Origin of the sequence: Streptomyces manipurensis (assembly GCF_049570255.1) — a bacterium.
GTDB lineage: Bacteria > Actinomycetota > Actinomycetes > Streptomycetales > Streptomycetaceae > Streptomyces > Streptomyces manipurensis.
The window spans coordinates 1,819,679-1,838,009 of record NZ_CP186950.1 but is presented as its reverse complement, the minus strand read 5'-3'; the positions used below and the strand labels follow the sequence as shown (position 1 = coordinate 1,838,009).

General features: G+C 74.3%; 17 protein-coding genes. 8 read left to right on the top strand and 9 right to left on the bottom strand.

Translation table 11 applies throughout. The features are described 5' to 3' along the window. Window positions 1-8: 8 nt before the first annotated feature. The 7 genes from ACPU2J_RS08460 to ACPU2J_RS08430 all read right to left on the bottom strand — a co-directional run bounded on the left by ACPU2J_RS08460 (window position 9) and on the right by ACPU2J_RS08430 (window position 8,605). Window positions 9-1,460: a cobyrinate a,c-diamide synthase gene (locus tag ACPU2J_RS08460; protein WP_420082473.1), complete on the bottom strand. Its 1,452-nt coding sequence runs from the start codon at window positions 1,458-1,460 to the stop codon at window positions 9-11. Window positions 1,461-1,471: 11 nt separating this feature from the next. Continuing rightward, window positions 1,472-2,071, bottom strand: coding sequence for a cob(I)yrinic acid a,c-diamide adenosyltransferase (gene cobO, locus ACPU2J_RS08455; protein ID WP_361591771.1), 600 nt, complete (start codon window positions 2,069-2,071; stop codon window positions 1,472-1,474). After that, window positions 2,071-4,200 carry a putative cobaltochelatase gene (locus tag ACPU2J_RS08450; RefSeq protein WP_423833028.1) on the bottom strand — a complete coding sequence of 710 codons (2,130 nt, stop codon included), beginning with the start codon at window positions 4,198-4,200 and terminating at the stop codon, window positions 2,071-2,073. Before ACPU2J_RS08450 ends, cobO begins: the two co-directional genes overlap by 1 nt. A 94-nt stretch (window positions 4,201-4,294) precedes the next feature. Further along, the gene (locus ACPU2J_RS08445) at window positions 4,295-5,815 is read right to left on the bottom strand and encodes a cobyric acid synthase (RefSeq protein ID WP_420081186.1); all 1,521 of its coding nucleotides are present in this window, start codon (window positions 5,813-5,815) and stop codon (window positions 4,295-4,297) included. Next, window positions 5,812-6,774: a cobalamin biosynthesis protein gene (locus ACPU2J_RS08440; protein WP_423833027.1), complete on the bottom strand. Its 963-nt coding sequence runs from the start codon at window positions 6,772-6,774 to the stop codon at window positions 5,812-5,814. The genes ACPU2J_RS08445 and ACPU2J_RS08440 overlap by 4 nt, the downstream gene beginning before the upstream one ends. A gap of 306 nt (window positions 6,775-7,080) precedes the next feature. Beyond that, on the bottom strand, window positions 7,081-7,302 hold the full coding sequence (locus tag ACPU2J_RS08435) for a hypothetical protein (RefSeq protein WP_361591763.1): 222 nt from the start codon (window positions 7,300-7,302) through the stop codon (window positions 7,081-7,083). Window positions 7,303-7,333: 31 nt separating this feature from the next. After that, a complete protein-coding gene (locus tag ACPU2J_RS08430) occupies window positions 7,334-8,605 on the bottom strand; it encodes an inorganic phosphate transporter (protein WP_361591761.1) in 1,272 nt (423 codons plus the stop codon). Window positions 8,606-8,941: 336 nt separating this feature from the next. Between ACPU2J_RS08430 and ACPU2J_RS08425 the strand changes: the two genes are divergently transcribed. Together ACPU2J_RS08425 and ACPU2J_RS08420 are read left to right on the top strand one after the other, a co-directional pair. Next, window positions 8,942-10,072, top strand: a complete 1,131-nt coding sequence (locus ACPU2J_RS08425; protein WP_423833026.1) for an alpha/beta hydrolase family protein — start codon at window positions 8,942-8,944, stop codon at window positions 10,070-10,072. 153 nt (window positions 10,073-10,225) lie between these two features. Then, on the top strand, window positions 10,226-11,776 hold the full coding sequence (locus ACPU2J_RS08420) for a hypothetical protein (RefSeq protein WP_423833025.1): 1,551 nt from the start codon (window positions 10,226-10,228) through the stop codon (window positions 11,774-11,776). A 32-nt stretch (window positions 11,777-11,808) separates the two neighbouring features. Here the strand turns inward: ACPU2J_RS08420 and ACPU2J_RS08415 are convergent, their stop codons facing one another. Then, window positions 11,809-12,204: a VOC family protein gene (locus tag ACPU2J_RS08415; protein WP_361591758.1), complete on the bottom strand. Its 396-nt coding sequence runs from the start codon at window positions 12,202-12,204 to the stop codon at window positions 11,809-11,811. 62 nt (window positions 12,205-12,266) lie between these two features. Further along, window positions 12,267-13,157 carry a KPN_02809 family neutral zinc metallopeptidase gene (ypfJ, locus tag ACPU2J_RS08410; RefSeq protein WP_420081189.1) on the bottom strand — a complete coding sequence of 297 codons (891 nt, stop codon included), beginning with the start codon at window positions 13,155-13,157 and terminating at the stop codon, window positions 12,267-12,269. A gap of 285 nt (window positions 13,158-13,442) precedes the next feature. Here ypfJ and ACPU2J_RS08405 point away from each other — a divergent pair, with 285 nt between their 5' ends. From ACPU2J_RS08405 to ACPU2J_RS08380, 6 genes are all read left to right on the top strand, one after another. Continuing rightward, window positions 13,443-15,041 carry an ABC-F family ATP-binding cassette domain-containing protein gene (locus ACPU2J_RS08405; protein WP_361591754.1) on the top strand — a complete coding sequence of 533 codons (1,599 nt, stop codon included), beginning with the start codon at window positions 13,443-13,445 and terminating at the stop codon, window positions 15,039-15,041. A gap of 419 nt (window positions 15,042-15,460) precedes the next feature. After that, window positions 15,461-15,682 (top strand): helix-turn-helix domain-containing protein, encoded by a 222-nt coding sequence (locus tag ACPU2J_RS08400; protein ID WP_360869157.1) that lies wholly within the window; start codon window positions 15,461-15,463, stop codon window positions 15,680-15,682. A 157-nt stretch (window positions 15,683-15,839) separates the two neighbouring features. Next, window positions 15,840-16,619 carry an enoyl-CoA hydratase/isomerase family protein gene (locus ACPU2J_RS08395; protein ID WP_361591752.1) on the top strand — a complete coding sequence of 260 codons (780 nt, stop codon included), beginning with the start codon at window positions 15,840-15,842 and terminating at the stop codon, window positions 16,617-16,619. Window positions 16,620-16,746: 127 nt separating this feature from the next. Next, window positions 16,747-17,175: an Asp23/Gls24 family envelope stress response protein gene (locus ACPU2J_RS08390; protein WP_420081190.1), complete on the top strand. Its 429-nt coding sequence runs from the start codon at window positions 16,747-16,749 to the stop codon at window positions 17,173-17,175. A gap of 14 nt (window positions 17,176-17,189) precedes the next feature. Continuing rightward, window positions 17,190-17,375 (top strand): hypothetical protein, encoded by a 186-nt coding sequence (locus ACPU2J_RS08385; protein ID WP_361591748.1) that lies wholly within the window; start codon window positions 17,190-17,192, stop codon window positions 17,373-17,375. Between the two features lie 261 nt (window positions 17,376-17,636). Next, complete coding sequence (locus tag ACPU2J_RS08380; RefSeq protein WP_423833024.1) at window positions 17,637-18,329, top strand: DUF6286 domain-containing protein; 693 nt, start codon at window positions 17,637-17,639, stop codon at window positions 18,327-18,329. The last annotated feature ends 2 nt before the right edge of the window (window positions 18,330-18,331 follow it).

Genomic DNA, 18,331 nt, shown 5'->3' with positions numbered 1-18,331 from the left:
GGCCGGGTTCACCGGCCCGCTGCCGGGACTTCCCGTGCCGCCGCCGCCGAGGCCGCGGCCTGCGTGAAACGGCGGGCGACGGAGGGTTCCGCGGCCCAGTGCGTGTGCAGGTAGCTCGCGTGCACGCCCTGCCGGACGAAACCCTCCACCCGGCGCTCCGGGTGCGTGAACCCCCAGGCCGGGGACTCCCCGGCACCCGGATCGGTCACCGTCCGGTGGAACTCGTGCCCGCGCAGGCGGGTCCCGGCCGCCGCGAGGACGCTGTCGGAGACCGCCACCGCCTCCCTGTAGCCGAGCGTCAGGCGCTCCGACATCCGCGCGTCGGTGTCGAGCACCCCGCACATCGGCCGGCCGTCCAGCGACCGCGCCAGGTACAGCAGCCCGGCGCACTCGGCCGCCACCGGGCCCCCGGCCGCCGCGAACTCCGCGACGGCCGCCCGCAGCGGCGCGTTGGCGGACAGCTCGGGCGCGTAGACCTCGGGGAAGCCGCCTCCGATCACCAGACCGGCCGTGCCCTCGGGCAGCGCCTCGTCGCGCAGCGGGTCGAAGGTGACGACCTCCGCGCCGGCCGCGGTGAGCAGTTCCGCGTGCTCGGCGTACGAGAAGGTGAACGCGGCTCCGCCGGCGACGGCGACGACGGGCCGGTCGTGCGGCGCGGCCCCACCGCCGGGGCGCCACCCCGGACCCCGCGCCCCGGACGCCGGCGGGACCGCCGGCCGCGGCCCGGACGCCGCCAGCGCGCCCTGCGGCGACCACGCCTCGCAGGCCAGCGGCGGGGCCGTACGGGCCAGCGCCATCAGGGCGTCCAGGTCGCAGCCCGCCCGCACCTGGTCGGCCAGCGCCGCGACCGCCGCCAGCGCGTCGGCGTGCCGCTCGGCCACCGGCACCAGGCCCAGGTGCCGCGAGGGCGTCGCCACCTGCGGAGCCCGCCGCAGGACACCGAGCACCGGCATCCCCGCCTCCTCCAGGGCCTCCCGCAGCATCACCTCGTGCCGGTCGGAGCCGACCTTGTTGAGGATGACGCCGCCCAGACGCACCTGCGGGTCGAAGGACGCGAAGCCGTGCACCAGCGCCGCCACCGACCGCGACTGCGAGGACGCGTCGACGACCAGCACCACCGGCGCCCGCAGCAGCTTCGCCACCTGCGCCGTCGACGCCAGCTCGCCCCGTCCCGCCGCCCCGTCGTAGAGGCCCATCACGCCCTCGACCACGGCGAGGTCGCAGCCGGCCGCCCCGTGCGCGAAGAGCGGAGCGACCAGCTCCGGCCCGCACATGAAGGCGTCCAGGTTGCGGCCGGGCCGGCCGGTGGCCAGCGCGTGGTAGCCGGGGTCGATGTAGTCGGGCCCGGCCTTGTGCGGGGACACGGCGAGGCCGCGCTCCGCGAAGGCCGCCATCAGGCCCGTGGCCACGGTGGTCTTGCCGCTGCCGGACGACGGCGCGGCGACGACCAGCCGGGGCATGTCGAACGAGGTCACCACTCGATGCCCTTCTGGCCCTTCTGGCCGGCGTCCATCGGGTGCTTGACCTTGGTCATCTCGGTGACGAGGTCCGCGAACTCCACCAGCTTCTCCGGCGCGTTGCGGCCCGTGATCACCACGTGCTGGGTGCCGGGACGGCCCCGCAGCACCTCGATGACCTCGTCGACGTCGATCCAGCCCCAGTGCATCGGGTACGCGAACTCGTCCAGCACGTACAGCTTGTGCGTCTCCGCGGCCAGGTCGCGCTTGACCTGCTCCCAGCCCTCCTTGGCCGCCTGCTCGTTGTCGAGCTGCGCGTCGCGCTGCACCCAGGACCAGCCCTCGCCCATCTTGTGCCAGACGACCGGGCCGCCCTCGCCGGAGGCACCGAGCACCTTCAGCGCGTTCTCCTCGCCGACCTTCCACTTCGCCGACTTGACGAACTGGAACACCCCGATCGGCCAGCCCTGGTTCCAGGCGCGCAGCGCCAGGCCGAAGGCCGCCGTGGACTTGCCCTTGCCGGGGCCTGTGTGCACGAAGACGAGCGGGCGGTTGCGGCGCTGACGCGTCGTGAGTCCGTCGTCCGGAACGACGGACGGCTGTCCCTGGGGCATTACGCGACCCTCCTGTGGGTGTGGGATGCGGGAGCGGGGGATGACACCGCGGTACGTACGTCCTTCACGAGCCCGGCCAGCGAGTCGGCCCGCAGCCCGTCCAGGGTCACGGCCGGCCCGCCGAGATCGGCCGCCAGGGCCCCGGCGAGGCCGAGCCGGACGGGCCCCGACTCGCAGTCCACGACCACCGAAGCGACCCCCTCGGCCGCCAGCAGCCGGGCGCTGCGCGCCGACAGCTCGCGCGGGTCGCCGCCGGCCTCACCGGCCGAGGTGGCCCGCCCGTCGGTGACGACGACCAGCAGCGGCCGCCGCGACGGGTCCCTGAGCCGCTCGATCCGCAGCACCTCGTGCGCCTTGAGCAGGCCCGGGCCCAGCGGGGTCCGGCCGCCGGTGGGCAGCTTCTCCAGCCGGGCGGCGGCCGCGTCGACCGAAGAGGTCGGCGGCAGCGCCAGCTCGGCGCGGGCGCCCCGGAAGGTGATCAGGCCGACCTTGTCCCGGCGCTGGTAGGCGTCCAGGAGCAGGGACAGCACCGCACCCTTGACCGCGCTCATCCGCTGCCGCGCCGCCATCGAGCCGGAGGCGTCGACCACGAAGAGGACGAGGTTGCCCTCGCGGCCCTCGCGGGTGGCCTGGCGCAGGTCGTCCTTGCGGATCACCAGCCCGCGCCCGGCCCGGCCGCGCGCCTTCTGGTGCGGGGCCGCGGCGTGCACGGTGGCTGCCAGGTGCAGCTTCGTGAGGTGCCCGCGGGGCCGCTGGGAGCCGGTGGTACGGCCGTGGGCGGTGCGGGCGCGCGAACGCCGCCCGGCCGCGCCCTCGCCGAGACCCGGCACGCTCAGCATCCGGGTGCGGAAGGGCTCGGCGGCCCCCACGGCGGCCTGCTCGGGGCCGTCCGGCCCCTGGGCCGAGGGCTGCGGCGAGCCGGGGGAGTCCGCCTGCGACCCGGCGGGCGGGGCCGGTTCGGGGGACCCGGGGTCCTGCGGGGACCCGGCCGGGGACTGCGCGTCCTGGGGGCCGTCGGCCTGCGGGGGCACACCGCCGCCGTCGGGACCGCCGTCGCCCCCGGGGCCGCCCTCGGGGCCCGGGTCCGGCTCCGGATCGGGCTCGTCGTCCGACTCCTCGTCGGGGAAGCGGTCCAGGATCTCGTCCAGCTTGTCCTCGTCCAGCCCCGGCGCGTCGAAGGGGTTGCGCCGCCGCCGGTGGGGGAGCGCGAGCAGCGCGGCCTGCCGCACGTCCTCCTTGCGCACGGAGGTCCGCCCGGCCCACGCGGCCAGCGCGGTCGCGGTCCTCGCCATGACGATGTCGGCGCGCATCCCGTCGACCTCGAAGCCCGCGCAGGTCGCGGCGATCTGCAGCAGCGCGTTGTCGCCGAGGCGGACCTGCGGCAGCAGCGCCCGCGCGGCCACGACCCGGGCGCGGACCTCGCTCTCGTCCCCCGACCAGCGGGCGGCGAAGCCCGCGGGGTCGTCCTCGTAGGCGAGCCGGCGGCGGACCACCTCCACCCGCTGGGCGGGCTCGCGGGAGGCGGCGACCTCCACGGTCAGCCCGAACCGGTCGAGGAGCTGCGGGCGCAGCTCGCCCTCCTCCGGGTTCATGGTGCCGACGAGCAGGAACCGGGCGGCGTGCCGGACGGACACGCCTTCGCGCTCGACGTACGAGGCGCCCATCGCGGCGGCGTCCAGCAGCAGGTCGATCAGGTGGTCGTGGAGCAGGTTGACCTCGTCCACGTACAGGATCCCGCGGTGGGCGTCGGCGAGCAGGCCCGGCTCGAAGGCCTTCACGCCCTCGGCGAGGGCCCGTTCGATGTCGAGGGCGCCGACGAGACGGTCCTCGGAGGCACCGACGGGCAGCTCCACCATGCGGGCGGGCCGGGTGTCGCCCGATCCCGCCTCGTGCGGACCGTCCGGGCAGCCCGGGTCCGGTGCACCGGGCGCGCACGAGAACCGGCAGCCCGGGACGACGTCGACGGCCGGCAGCAGCGCGGAGAGCGCGCGCACGGCGGTGGACTTTGCGGTCCCCTTCTCGCCGCGCACGAGCACCCCGCCGACCGACGGGCTCACGGCGTTCAGCAGGAGCGCCAGCCGCAGGTCGGTCTGGCCGACCACCGCGGTGAACGGATAGGGCGTGCTCATGCGTTGCCTCTCTCTGTACGGGTTCGGGTGTGCGGGCGCGGGCTGTTCCCCGTGCCGGTGCGGCGCCGTGGCGGGGGGTGCGCGGCCCCGGGCGTCACGGGGCGCCCGGCGGGAGGAAGGGCAGGCCCGGCGGGGCGCCCGTCTCGATCAGCCGCAGCAGCGCGTCCGTGTCCGCGTGCTCCTCGATCAGGTCGCCCAGCAGGTCGAGCTGTTCCTCCCGGAGCGCCGCGAACGAGGTGTCCGGCGACGGCACGAACCGCCGCCCGGCCGCGGCCGCCACCTCGCGCAGGAAGGCCCGGCGGAAGCCGTCCGACTCCAGCGAGCCGTGCCAGTGGGTGCCCCACACGGCACCGACCCGGCACCCGTCCAGGAACGGTTCCCCGCCCAGGACCTCGGCGACCCCGTGGTGGATCTCGTACCCGTCGACCGGCTCGCCGAGCGCGGTCCCGGTCGGGCGGGCCAGGGTCTTCTCGCGCTCGAAGCGGACCCGCACCGGCAGCAGGCCGAGACCCTCCACCGAGCCCGCCCTGGACTCGACCTCGTCCTCGATGTGCTCGCCCAGGGCCTGGAAGCCGCCGCAGATGCCCAGCACCGGCCGCCCCTCGGCGGCCCGCCGGGCCAGCGCGTCCGCCAGACCGCGTTCGCGCAGCCAGGTCAGGGCCTTCACCGTGCCGCGGGTGCCCGGTACGACGACCAGGTCCGCGTCGGCCAGCTCCTCGGCGCGGTCCACGAAGCGCACCACGACCCCCGGCTCGGCCGCGAGCGCGTCCACGTCCGTGAAGTTCGACATCAGCGGCACCGCGCACACGGCGACCCGCAGCACGTCCGCGCCCACGGGCGGCGCCACCACGGACTCGCGGACGGCGCCCCGCAGCGAGACGCGCAGGCCGTCCTCCTCGTCGATGCCCAGCCCGTGCCGGAAGGGCAGCACACCGAAGGTGGCCCGCCCGGTCAGGCCGCGCAGCATCTCCATGCCCGGCTCCAGCAGCGAGACGTCGCCGCGGAACTTGTTGACCACGTAGCCGGCGATCAGCTCCTGGTCCTCGGGGGAGAGCAGCGCCGTCGTCCCGAAGAAGGAGGCGAAGACACCGCCGCGGTCGATGTCGCCGACCACGACCACCGGGAAGCGCGCGGCCCGCGCGATCCCCATGTTCACGATGTCGGTCCGGCGCAGGTTGATCTCGGCCGGACTGCCCGCCCCCTCGCAGATCACGGCGTCATACGTGCCCCGCAGCTGCTCCAGGCAGTCCGTGACGATGCCGAGCAGCTGCTCCTGCCGTCCGCCGTGGTAGCCGCGGGCGCTCATCTCGCCCACCGGCTTGCCCAGCAGCACCACCTGGCTGCTGCGGTCGCTGCCGGGCTTGAGCAGCACCGGGTTCATCAGCGCGGTGGGCTCCACCCGGGCCGCCTGGGCCTGCATCGCCTGGGCGCGCCCGATCTCGGCGCCCTCCCGGGTGACGAAGGAGTTCAGCGACATGTTCTGCGCCTTGAAGGGCGCCACCTTCACGCCCCGGCGGGCCAGCCAGCGGCAGATGCCCGCCGTGACCACGCTCTTGCCCGCGTCCGACGTCGTGCCGGCGACCAGCAGCCCGCCGCCCCGCTTCGCGCCGCTCATGCGCGTCCCCCTCGTCCTCGTGCCGCCGCGGCCAGCGTCCGCGCGGCCACGCAGGCCCCCAGCGCCAGCCAGGTCACCTGCCGTGACAGCCGTACCGCCCGGTCGATGTCCCCGACCTCCACCGGCCGTCCCGTCCCGCCGTTGAGCACGGCCCGGTGCTCGACGCGTCCGCCGTACGCCAGCGTTCCGCCCAGGCGGACGCCGAGGGCCCCGGCGAAGGATGCCTCCACCGGTCCGGCGTTCGGGCTGGGGTGGGCGGCGGCGTCGGCGCGCCAGGCCCGTGCGGCTCCCCGCCGGTCGGGGCCGGCCAGGACGGCGGCGAGGGCCGTCAGCCGGGCCCCGGGCCAGCCGGCCAGGTCGTCGAGCCGGGCGGAGGCCCAGCCGTAGCGCAGGTGGCGCGGGGACCTGTGGCCGACCATCGCGTCCAGGGTGTTCACGGCGCGGAAGGCGAGCAGCCCGGGGACCCCGCCGACGGCACCCCACACCAGGGCTCCCACGACGGCGTCGGAGGTGTTCTCGGCGACGGACTCCACGACGGCGCGGGCCATCTGCTGCCCGTCCAGTGCCTGGGGGTCGCGGCCGCACAGGTGCGGCAGCCGCTCGCGGGCGACCTCGACGTCCCCCGCGGCGAGCGCGCCGCCGATGGCGCGGGCCTCCCGGCCCAGCGAGGTGCCGCCGACGACGGCCCAGGTGGCGGCCGCGGTCAGGGCGATGCGGGCGGCCGCGGGCCGGGAGCGCACGGCGCGGGCGCCGAGCGCTCCGACGGCGGCCGCGCCCCCGACGCACAGCGCGGTGTGCAGGACGCCCCGGGCGCGGTCGTCGCGCCACAGGGTGCGCTCGACGGCGGCGGCGGCTCGTCCGAAGGCGGCCACGGGGTGCCCTCGGCGGGGATCACCGAGGATCCGGTCGCCGATCAGGCCCGCCGTGGCGCCGTACGCGAAGACGCGATCGGCACGCATGGTGGCAGGTATGTCCTCACTCAGGGTCCGCGCCCTGGTTCGACGTGTCCGGCGGCGAGAGTTCCTGGCTCCCGGGGGAGGCGCGCGCGGGGCGTGCGCCGCCCGGTGACAGTGGCGGGACCGCGCCGGATTCGCACCGGACTTCCTCTCCATGCCGCCGTATTGGCTCGGGCAGTCCACCACGCACCGCGAAGGCCCGTCAACTCGCCGTTGACCTGCGACGCGGCCGGGGCGGGGATGCGAAAAGCTCCCTCCGGGACAAACCCGGAGGGAGCTTTCACGCCGTGTCCGCCGCGGGGCGGCGGATCAGGCGACGATCAGGTAGATCCCGTAGCACACGGCCGCCGTGACGAGCGCGAAGCAGGCGTAGGCGCCGCTGCGGGCGAGGGTGGCGGTGCCGCCCTGCTCGGTGGCCGTCTCGTGCTTGGACAGGCCCACCAGGCCCAGGGTGAAGAGGGCCACGAGGGCGACGGTGGCGAGGAGGCTGACCCCGAAAACGGAGCCGAGCGCTGCCCAGTCGATCTTCATACTGCCGGTTCCTCTGTGTCTGTGGTCTCGGTCAGACCTTGGCGGCCGGAGCCGTCTCGGTCTGCGTCGCGGCCGGGATGGTGGCCCTGAGGTCCTCGTCCGTGACGGCGGCGGCGGTGCCGGCGGCGGCGACGGTCGGCGGGACGGTGACGGCCGCCATCGCGGTGGTGACGACGCCCGGGTCCTCGGTGGTGCCGGCCGGCTCCACCTCGTTGACGTTGTTGTGGTCGACGACCTGGCGGCGCGAGATGAGCCAGATGGCAAGGCAGGAGCCGACCAGGAAGACCGTGACCGCGGCGACGCCGACGTCACCGACGCGCATGACCAGCTCGGCACCGGCCGAGACCAGCGCGGCGGCCGGCAGGGTCAGGCCCCAGGCCACGAACATGCGGGTCGCGGTGGACCAGCGGACCACACCGCCCTTGCGGCCCAGCCCCGCACCCATGACCGCGCCGGAGCACGAGTGGGTGGTGGAGAGCGAGAAGCCGAGGTTGGAGGAGGCGAGGATGACGGACGCGGCCGAGGTCTGGGCGGCGAAGCCCTGCTGCGGCTGGAGGTCGGTCAGGCCCTTGCCCATGGTGCGGATGATGCGCCAGCCACCCAGGTAGGTGCCGAGCGCGATGGCCACACCGGCCGAGACGATGACCCACACCGGCGGGTTCGCGTCGGGTGCGAGCGCGCCGCCGGCGATCAGGGCCAGGGTGATGATGCCCATCGTCTTCTGCGCGTCGTTGGTGCCGTGCGCGAGGGAGACCAGACCGGCCGAGGCGATCTGGCCGGCGCGGTAGCCCTTCGCGGAGGTCTTCTCGCCGACCTTGTCGCCCAGCTTGTAGGTGAGCTTGGCGGCGAGGTACGCGGCGATGCCGGCGACCAGCGGGGCGGCGATCGCGGGGATGAGCACCTTGGTCACGACGGTCCCGCCGTTCACCGCGCCGATGCCGGCGGAAGCTACCGCGGCACCGATCAGGCCGCCCATCAGGGCGTGCGAGGAACTGGACGGGAGTCCGACCAGCCAGGTGACGAGGTTCCAGAGGATCGCGCCGACCAGCGCGGCGAAGATCACCTCTGGCTGGATGCCTTCCTCGTTGACCAGTCCCTTGGAGATCGTCTTGGCGACCTCCACGGACATGAACGCGCCGACGAGGTTGAGCACGGCGGACATGGCCACCGCGGTCTTGGGCTTGAGGGCGCCGGTCGAGATGGTGGTGGCCATCGCGTTGGCCGTGTCGTGGAAACCGTTCGTGAAGTCGAACACGAGAGCGGTGATGATCACGATCCCGAGGAGAAGCGTTATGTGCTCCATTTACCCAGGCTTCTGTTTGGCGTCAGTGGCTCGGTGAACGTAGGCAACCTGGATGAACGGAAGATGAACTGGCTCGGGCGGAGCGGTGTACGGGCACGGGGCGTGATCCGGACATTCGTCCTGATTCATCCGTCGATACTGCCATTGATGCACGTCAGAGCCGGGTGAACGAACCCCCGCGCCGCTACCCGCAAGCACCCCCGGCCCCTCCTCCCGTCCTTCCAAAGAGATCCAGATCACGTACGCCCCCGGCTGACGCGGGGGCCGCCCCCGGCACCGACCCGCCGGATTCCGCTTCGGGTGGCCCCCAGGCCCTCGCAGCCCGACACTGGAGCAGTGCGTACCGTGACTGCGACGGCAGCGGCCGTCACCACGACCCTTCTCTGCGCGGGTGCTGCCGCCGTGGCGATCGGCAGGTACGCCGCCGACGCCGCCCTGCGGCCCGAACCCGGCCGCCCGCTCCCCGGCGGGCCCCGGCTGAGCGTCCACTCCGCGGGGGAGGACCGCGTCGCGCTGACGCGCTCCCTCGTCTCGCTCCGCCCCGGCACCTACGGACTCGCCGCCCCCGGGGTGCACGCCGCCGTCGGGCCCGTCCTGCCCGACGCCGACCACGACCCGGACACCGTCGTGCGCCGGCTCCTCTCCGTCACCCACGGCAGGCTCGACCCCGGCACCCGCGTCACCCTGACCCCCCAGGTGTACGCCGGCAACCCGCGCAGCGCCCTCGGGCTCGACCACGCCGACGTGGACGTCCCCGGGGAGCTCGGCGCGCTCCCCGCCTGGTTCGTGCCCGCCGTCCGGGACACCTGGGTGATCACCGTCCACGGGCTGGGCGGCACCCGGGAGCACCCGATGGTGGTGATGCCCTTCCTGCACCGCCACCGGCTGCCCGTCCTCGACCTCGCCTACCGCGGCGACCTCGGCGCCCCCGCCTCCCCGGACGGCCTCGGCCACCTCGGCGAGTCCGAATGGCGGGACCTGGACGCCGCCATCCGCTACGCCCTGCGCTACGGCGCCCGGCGGGTGATCCTGCACGGCTGGTCCACCGGCGCCACCATGGCCCTGCACGCCCTCGAGCGCTCGGCGCTGGCCGACCGCATCTCCGGGCTGGTGCTCGACTCCCCGGTGCTCGACTGGCACACCACCCTGCGCGGACTCGCCGCGGCGCACCGCACCCCGGCCGTGGTGCTGCCGCTCGCGGTGCGGTCCGCCGAGGGACGCACCGGCCTGCGGGCCGACCGCCGGCCCCCGGGTGCCGACCCCGGCGCGCTGCGCGTCCCCGTACTGATCTTCCACGGGCCCGACGACGCGCTCGCCCCGTGGGAACCCTCCCGCAGGCTCGCCGAGGCCCGCCCCGACCTGATCACCCTGCACACCGTCCCGGGCGCCGGGCACGGCGCGATGTGGAACGCCGATCCGGCCGGCTACGAGGAGGCCCTGCGCCGCTTCCTCACCCCCCTGATGTGAGGCGCGGCGCGGTGCCGGCCGCCGGGGACGATGTGAAGGCCGTGTGACGGAGCGGGCCCTCCGGGCGGCTTGTCCCGGTCTGCCCCTCGGGCCTCCGGCGGCAGGGGGCCATTCCGTTTGGGCTTTCGGCCAGTGACGGGCGAGACTGCTTCCGTGACGTCCCGAAAGCCTGATGAGCAGTTGGCTCGCGACTCCAGACTCCGACTCGTCTCCCCGCGCTCCGTCGCGGCGGCCCGCAAGGCGGTGACCGACCGCCGGACCCGGCCCGCCCCGAGGCCCCCCGCGGGCACGCCCGCCACGGCCGACCTCGCGAACCGGGCACGGGCCTCGCTCGCCGACGCCGTCCGGCTGACCCGCTGGGCCGAGCTCAACCTCGGCGCGCGTGACGGCGGAAGTCCGGCCCCCACGGGAGCCCTTCCCGCCGCCTACGTCGAACGCGCCGCCGAGGAACTGGGGCTGACGCACGGTCAGATCCGGGTCGGCTGGGACCGCGCCCGGCTCGCCGGCCTGGTCGAGGTGCACGGCGGGCACGCCCGTCCGGGCTGGCGGCTGCGCGCCTGGGACCGCGACGACACCGCCGTGCTGCGCGGCTGGGTCGCCCTCTTCGACGCCTGGTCGCTCGTCCACCCCGCCCCCGCCGACATCGCCCCCGCGGCCGTCGCCGAGGTCGTCGAGGCGATGCCCCAACTCCTCTCGCTGCTTCAGCTGTCCGCCGGTCCGGTGACCGTGCCGGACCTGCTCGACCTGCTCGGGCAGCGGGTCAGCGAGCTGCGCGACGAGCGCTGCGAGATCCCCTACGAGGCCGAACAGGCCGCGGTACGGGCGACCTCCCCCGCGGTGGAGGACCGGGCGGCCCCCGCCCGCCCGCCTGCCCCGGCCGCCTGCTCCGCGGCCCCGGCCACCACGCTCGCGGCGCCCCCGGCGTCCGCCGCTCCCGCGCCGGCCTCCGCTTCCGCCTCCGTTTCCGCGGAGGGCCGCGCCCTGCCCCTCGCCCGGCTGCTGCGCTGGGCGCTCGGCGGGCTCGCCGCCGTCGACGCCGTCACCCTCGGCCCCGCCCGGGCCACCCTCACCCCGCTCGGCAGCTGGGCCGTCTGGGTCAAGCTGGAGCAGATCTGCGTCGCGGCGCAGAGCCCCGCCGGCAACATCGAGCAGTCCGCCGCCGCCATGCTCCACGGCTGCGCCCGGCTCACCCCCGGCCCGGCCCGGGCCGAGTACCGCGCCTGGCTGGCCGCCCGGCCCGTCGGCCACGCCGTCGCCGAGCTCCTCCAGGCCGCCCGCGGCGAGGACGCCCTGCTACGCGGGCTCGCCTTCGAGGCGCTGCGGGTGGTCGGGGCCCCCGCCGAGCCCGAGGTGCGGGCCGCCGTACGGGAGCCCGGCCTGCGGCCGTACGCCCTGCTCTGGCTCGCCGAGCACGACGGAATCGACCCCGAGGAGGCGCAGGACGTCCTCACCGCGGAGGAGTCCACCTGGCTCTGGGTGGACACCGCCGCGGCCATCGCCGACCACGGCGAGGCCGACCTGCTGGCCCGCCACCTGGACTCGGCGGTGCGCACCACCGTGCCGCGGCTGCTGGACGAGGTCCGCGCGGTCGGCCACCCGCGCACCGTGCAGGTGCTCGTCGCGCTGGCCGCGGCGCACCCGGACCCGGCCCTGGCCAAGGCGGTCCGCCGGGCGGCCTTCCAGGTCCACACCGGCGGCGTCTGACCGCCGCGCTACGCGCGTACGCGCCGCGGGGCTCAGACCTGCGGCGCGTACGTCCCGAAGCTCCAGATGTTGCCCTCGGCGTCCCGGGCCATGTAGTCCCGGGAGCCGTAGTCCTGGTCGGTGGGCTCCATGAGGATCTCCGCGCCGTGCTCGGCGGCCCGCCGGTGGTGGGCGTCCACGTCCTCGACCACCACGTAGACCCCCGAGGGGCCGCCGCCCTCCATGGCCTTGTCGAAGACGCTGCCGGTGCCCTTGCTGCCCAGCATCACCATGCCGTTGCCGTACGCCAGCTCCGCGTGCACCACCGAGCCGTCCTCGCCCTCGTACACCGCGACCTGGCTGAAGCCGAAGGCCTCGGTCAGCAGCCTGATGGCCGCCTTCGCGTCGCGGTAGACCAGCGTGGGACAGATGGACGGAACGCCTGCCATGACGATCACTCCCTCTCGTGATGGTGACCCGCGTCACACAGCATGGCAGGCGAGGCCGACGGTCAGCGGAAGGTGTTGCACTGGGCCATGTCGCCGGTCCGGTAGCCCTGGTAGAACCACTGCTGGCGCTGCTCGGCCGAGCCGTGCGTCCAGGACTCCGGGCTGACCCGCCCCTGGAACTTCTCCTGGATCCGGTCGTCGCCCACCGCGGCCGCCGCGTCCAGCCCGTCGCGGATGTCCTGGTCGGTGAGGTTGGTGATCAGGGGGCGTCCTGTGGACTCGTCCGGGGTCCGCGTGGCGTTGTGCGCCCAGACGCCCGCGTAGCAGTCGGCCTGCAGCTCGACCTTGACGGCGTTGCTGTTCGCCCCCTGCTGCCCGTCCTGCGCGCGCTGGAGGGTGCCCAGCTGGTTCTGGATGTGGTGCCCGTACTCGTGGGCGACCACGTACGCCTGGGCGAAGGGGCCGCCGCTCGCGCCGAACTTCGTCCGCAGCTCGTCGAAGAACCCCAGGTCCAGGTAGACCTGCCGGTCGGCCGGGCAGTAGAAGGGGCCCACCGCCGAGGTGGCCGCCCCGCAGGCGGTGTTCACCCGGCCGGTGAAGAACACCGTCGACGCCGGGGCGTACTTCCCGCCCCGCCGGGCGAACTCCTGGCGCCAGTAGTCCTGGGTGCTGTTGACCACCGCGACCAGCCGGCAGTCCTCCCGTGAGTTCGCGTCCTGGCCCGTCCGGCACGCCTGCTGCACCTGGTTCACCGAGGACGCCGCCGGTGCGGGTTCCTGGTCCCCCGAGGAAAGGCCCAGCTGGTCCGGGCCCACCCCGAAGATCAGCCCCAGGATCACCGCGAGGATGCCGACGAGACCGCCGCCGATGGTGGCCCTGCCGCCGGGGATGCGGCTGCCGCGCACGTCCTTGACCTCGGACGTGTCCAGATTGGCGTTGTCGTCGAACTGCATCCCGCACCGCCCTCGTGAAGTGGACGCGGTCCCGCGGCCGCACCTCCCGCGAGTATCAACCCGTTCGTCCTGATCTGCGCCCCGGCCCTTCCGGGTACGTCCCTGGGCCGAACGGGTGGCGCCCGGCGGTGTCCCGGCCCGGCGGGCGGCCCGTACGGCGCCCCGGAAACCGGTTGCGCACCCCCGGTAGAATGTCTCCCATGGCAAATCTCCTCGCGGATTAGCGGCGTCGAAGCATCGCGTCCTGCCCCCCTTCCGCCGTCCCGACCGCCCTGGAGTATTTCCGTGATCACCGCCACCGGCATCGAGCTGCGCGCCGGCGCCCGCATCCTCATCGAGTCCGCTTCCTTCCGCATCGCCAAGGGCGACCGCATCGGCCTGGTCGGCCGCAACGGAGCGGGCAAGACCACCCTGACCAAGTGCCTCGCCGGCGAGGGCATGCCCGCCGGCGGCACGATCACCCGCTCGGGCGAGGTCGGCTACCTCCCGCAGGACCCCCGCACCGGCGACCTGGACGTCCTCGCGCGCGACCGGATCCTGTCCGCCCGCGGCCTCGACGTCCTGATCAAGAAGATGCGGATGAACGAGGAGCGCATCGCCACCGGCTCCGGCGCCACCCGCGAGAAGGCCCTGAAGCAGTACGAGCGCCAGGAGACCGAGTTCCTCACCAAGGGCGGCTACGCGGCCGAGTCCGAGGCGGCGACCATCTCGGCCGCCCTCAGCCTCCCGGACCGGGTCCTCGGCCAGCCGCTGCACACCCTCTCCGGCGGCCAGCGCCGCCGTGTGGAGCTCGCCCGGATCCTGTTCTCGGACGCCGACACCCTGCTCCTCGACGAGCCCACCAACCACCTCGACGCCGACTCGATCGTGTGGCTGCGGGACTACCTGAAGAACTACCGCGGCGGCTTCGTCGTGATCTCCCACGACGTCGACCTGGTCGAGACCGTCGTGAACAAGGTCTTCTACCTGGACGCCAACCGGTCCCAGATCGACGTCTACAACATGGGCTGGAAGCTCTACCAGCAGCAGCGCGAGGCCGACGAGAAGCGCCGCAAGCGCGAGCGCCAGAACGCCGAGAAGAAGGCCGCGGCCCTGAACTCGCAGGCCGACAAGATGCGCGCCAAGGCGACCAAGACCGTCGCCGCCCAGAACATGGCCAAGCGCGCCGAGCGGCTGCTGTCCGGGCTGGAGGCCGTCCGCGTCTCCGACAAGGTCGCCAAGCTGCGCTTCCCGGACCCGGCGCCCTGCGGCAAGACCCCGCTGACCGCGGAGGGACTGTCGAAGTCCTACGGCTCGCTGGAGATCTTCACCGACGTCGACCTGGCCATCGACAAGGGCTCGCGCGTGGTCATCCTGGGCCTCAACGGCGCCGGCAAGACCACCCTGCTGCGGCTGCTCGCGGGCGCCGAGCAGCCCGACACCGGCTCGGTGGTACCGGGACACGGCCTGAAGCTCGGGTACTACGCCCAGGAGCACGAGACCCTGGACCCGGACCGCACGGTCCTGGAGAACATGCGCTCCTCCGCGCCCGACCTGGACCTGGTCGACGTGCGCAAGACGCTGGGCTCCTTCCTGTTCTCCGGCGACGACGTGGACAAGCCGGCCGGTGTGCTCTCCGGCGGCGAGAAGACCCGTCTGGCCCTGGCCACGCTGGTCGTCTCCTCGGCGAACGTGCTGCTCCTCGACGAGCCCACGAACAACCTCGACCCGGCGAGTCGCGAGGAGATCCTCGGCGCCCTGCGGACGTACAAGGGCGCGGTCATCCTCGTCACCCACGACGAGGGGGCCGTGGAGGCGCTGGAGCCTGAGCGGATCATCCTGCTCCCGGACGGCGTCGAGGACCTCTGGGGCCCGGACTACCGGGACCTGGTCGCCCTCGCCTGATCCCCGGAGCGGCCCCCGCGGGGTTCCGCTTCCGCCCCCGAGGGGGCCCGCCGCGGCCCCGCCCGGCCGCGCCCCCGGGACTGATCCAATTCCTTATGGATCATTCGGCTCAGGGGTGATCCATCATCTGAGTGAGACGGTCTCGTACCGTCGCGCGTCGTCCGACGGCCCCGGCCGCACCTCTCGCGGTGCCCCGCCGGGGCCTTCCGTTTTCCTCCGTCCGGCCCCTGACCTGGAGATTCCTCCGGCGGGGGGTGAAGTGTGACGGAAGTCATTCAGCGGAAGAGGGGATTCCGTTCTGCGTGTGCGTCCACCCCTCGGGAAATGCCGCCGTACCGACCTTGCTGAATGGGTGGCCAGGAAGCCGGGGAGGGGTGATCATGAGAAGTCCAGAGCGCACTTCCCATGAGGAGGCACGGGTGGCCGAGACTCTGAAGAAGGGCAGCCGGGTGACCGGCGCCGCGCGTGAAAAGCTCGCGGCAGACCTGAAGAAGAAGTACGACTCCGGTGAGAGCATCCGGGCACTGGCCGAGGCAACCGGCCGGTCCTACGGATTCGTCCACCGGATGCTCAGCGAGTCCGGGGTCTCGTTGCGCGGGCGCGGTGGCGCCACGCGCGGCAAGAAGGCCGCTACACCCTGACCCCGGCTCCACCGGTTCCAATGCCCCAACCGCTCCGAGGCCCACATGATCCGACGGTTCCTTCGGTGACCCCCGGTCGGCCCTCAGGCCGTCCGGGTGGTTACTGTGCAGTCACTTAGGCCGGGCTTGCGGCCGACTGCACACCGGAGGCACACAGATGGCTCTGCTCGACAAGGACGGCGTACGACTCACCGTCGACGACACGGTCGCCACGGTGACACTGACCAATCCGGCCAAGCGAAATGCCCAATCCCCCGCGCTCTGGCGGGCTTTGGCCGAGGCGGGCAGGTCGTTGCCGGGGACCGTCCGCGTGGTCGTGCTGCGCGGCGAGGGCAAGTCCTTCTCCGCAGGGCTAGACCGGCAGGCGTTCACCCCCGAGGGATTCGAGGGCGAGCCGTCCTTCCTCGACCTGGCGCGCGGTGCCGACGAACCGCTCGACGCCACGATCTCCGAGTACCAGGAGGCGTTCACCTGGTGGAGGCGTAACGACATCATCTCCGTCGCCGCCGTGCAGGGGCACGCGATCGGCGCCGGCTTCCAGCTCGCGCTCGCGTGCGATCTGCGCGTCGTCGCGGACGACGTGCAGTTCGCCATGCGCGAGACCAGCCTGGGGCTCGTACCCGACCTGGCCGGCACCCAGCCGCTGGCCTCCCTCGTCGGCTACGCCCGTGCGCTGGAGATCTGCGCCACGGGCCGTTTCGTGCACGCCGAGGAGGCGGAGCGGGTCGGCCTCGCCAACCTCGTGGTCCCCGCGGACGAGCTCGACGCCGCCGTGCAGGACCTCACCACCGCCCTGCTCGCCCCGCCGCGGGACGCCGTGATCGAGACCAAGGCCCTGCTGCGCGGTGCGCTCTCCCGCACGTACGACGACCAGCGCGCCGCCGAGCGCGCGGCCCAGGCCCGCCGGCTGCGGGACCTGGCGGGACTCTCCGACTGACCGAACGGGCCGTGCGTGCCGTGCCGCGCCCCGGGATTACGCCGACCGGCGTAGTCCCGGGGCGCCGTTCTGTCCCCACGCGCCTAACGTGGTGCGGAGTGAGTCCGTACACGTGAAGGGACACGCGATGACCGAGAGCGCATCAGGGGGCTCCCACAAGGCACCCGGCGAACGGGGACGCACCACCATCGCGGACGGAGTGGTCGAGAAGATCGCCGGCCTTGCCGCCCGTGAGGTGGTTGGAGTCCACGCCCTGGGCAGCGGCTTCTCCCGCACCCTCGGCGCCGTCCGCGACCGGGTCCCCGGAGGCGGGAAGGACGCCGCGGTCACCCGCGGGGTCAAGGCCGAGGTCGGCGAGGTGCAGACCGCCCTCGATCTGGAGATCGTCGTCGACTACGGCGTGTCGATCCGTGACGTGGCCCGGGCGGTCCGTGAGAACGTCGTCTCCGCGGTCGAGCGCATGACCGGCCTCGAGGTCGTCGAGGTCAACATCGCCGTGGGCGACGTCAAACTGCCCGACGAGCCCGACGACGAGCCGGAGTCCCGACTCCAGTAGCCGAGAGGATCCACATGAGCATGGCGGTCGCCGGCCTGTTGGCCGGCATGGCCCTGGGGTTCGCCGGATACTTCGGCGGATTCGGTGCCTTCCTGCTGGTGGCGGCCCTCGGAGCCGTCGGGTTCGTCGTCGGACGCTTCCTCGACGGGGACCTGGACGCCGGGGACCTGTTCCGCCGCCGCGACGACCGGCGGAGGTGAGCCCGCGATGAGCACCCCGCCGCAGGCCACCACCTCGCCGGGCCCCGCCGCGCGGGGCAACCCGGCCGCGGTGCCCGCCGCCGACCGCGGCGCCACGCGCATCGCGGACCGGGTCGTCGCCAAGATCGCGGCCCAGGCCGCCCGGGAGGCGCTCACCGCGGTCCCGGGCGCACCCCCGCACGCCACCGTCACCGTCCACCACGACATCGCCCGGGTGCACATCGGCCTGGAGCTGGGCTACCCCTCCGACCTCGCCGCACAGTGCGCCGCCGTGCGCGGCCGGGTCGTACGCCTGGTCGAGGAGTACGCGCAGATGGCCGTGCCCGAGGTGGACATCGACATCGAGCGGCTGCACTCCGCCCACACCCGGACCGCCGCCGGGCGGGACCGGCGGCTGCGGTGACCGCCGGCCGCTTCCGGTCCGCCCGCCGTATCCCCGCGGCCCTCGTCGCCCTGCTGGTGATCGGCGTGACCGGGCTGTTCCTCTACGACCTGGCCGCCGTACGGGCCGGCCGCCCCGCCATGGCCTGGCGCCGCGAACTCGCCCTCCGGCTGGAGACGTACACCCCGGACGACGCGGTGGTGCGGCTGGCCGGTGGGGTGCTCGCGCTGCTCGGGCTGGTGCTCCTGGTGCTCGCCCTCACCCCCGGGATCCGCCGGATCCTGATGATGCGCGGCCCCGAGCGCGAGGGCGAGGAGGCCCCCGGCCCCGCACTGCGGGCCGGGATCGGCCGCAAGGACGCCGCGATGGTGCTGCGGGACCGGGCCATGGAGGTACCCGGCGTACGGTCCGTGCGGGTCCGGATGGGCCGTTCGCGGGTGCGGGTGCGGGCCACCTCGCACTTCCGCGAACTGGACGAGGTACGGGCCGACCTGGACGAGGTCATGGCCGTCGGGATCGACGAGCTGGGCCTGGCGCGCCCGCCGCGGCCGCGCGTACGGGTCAGGAGGTGAGC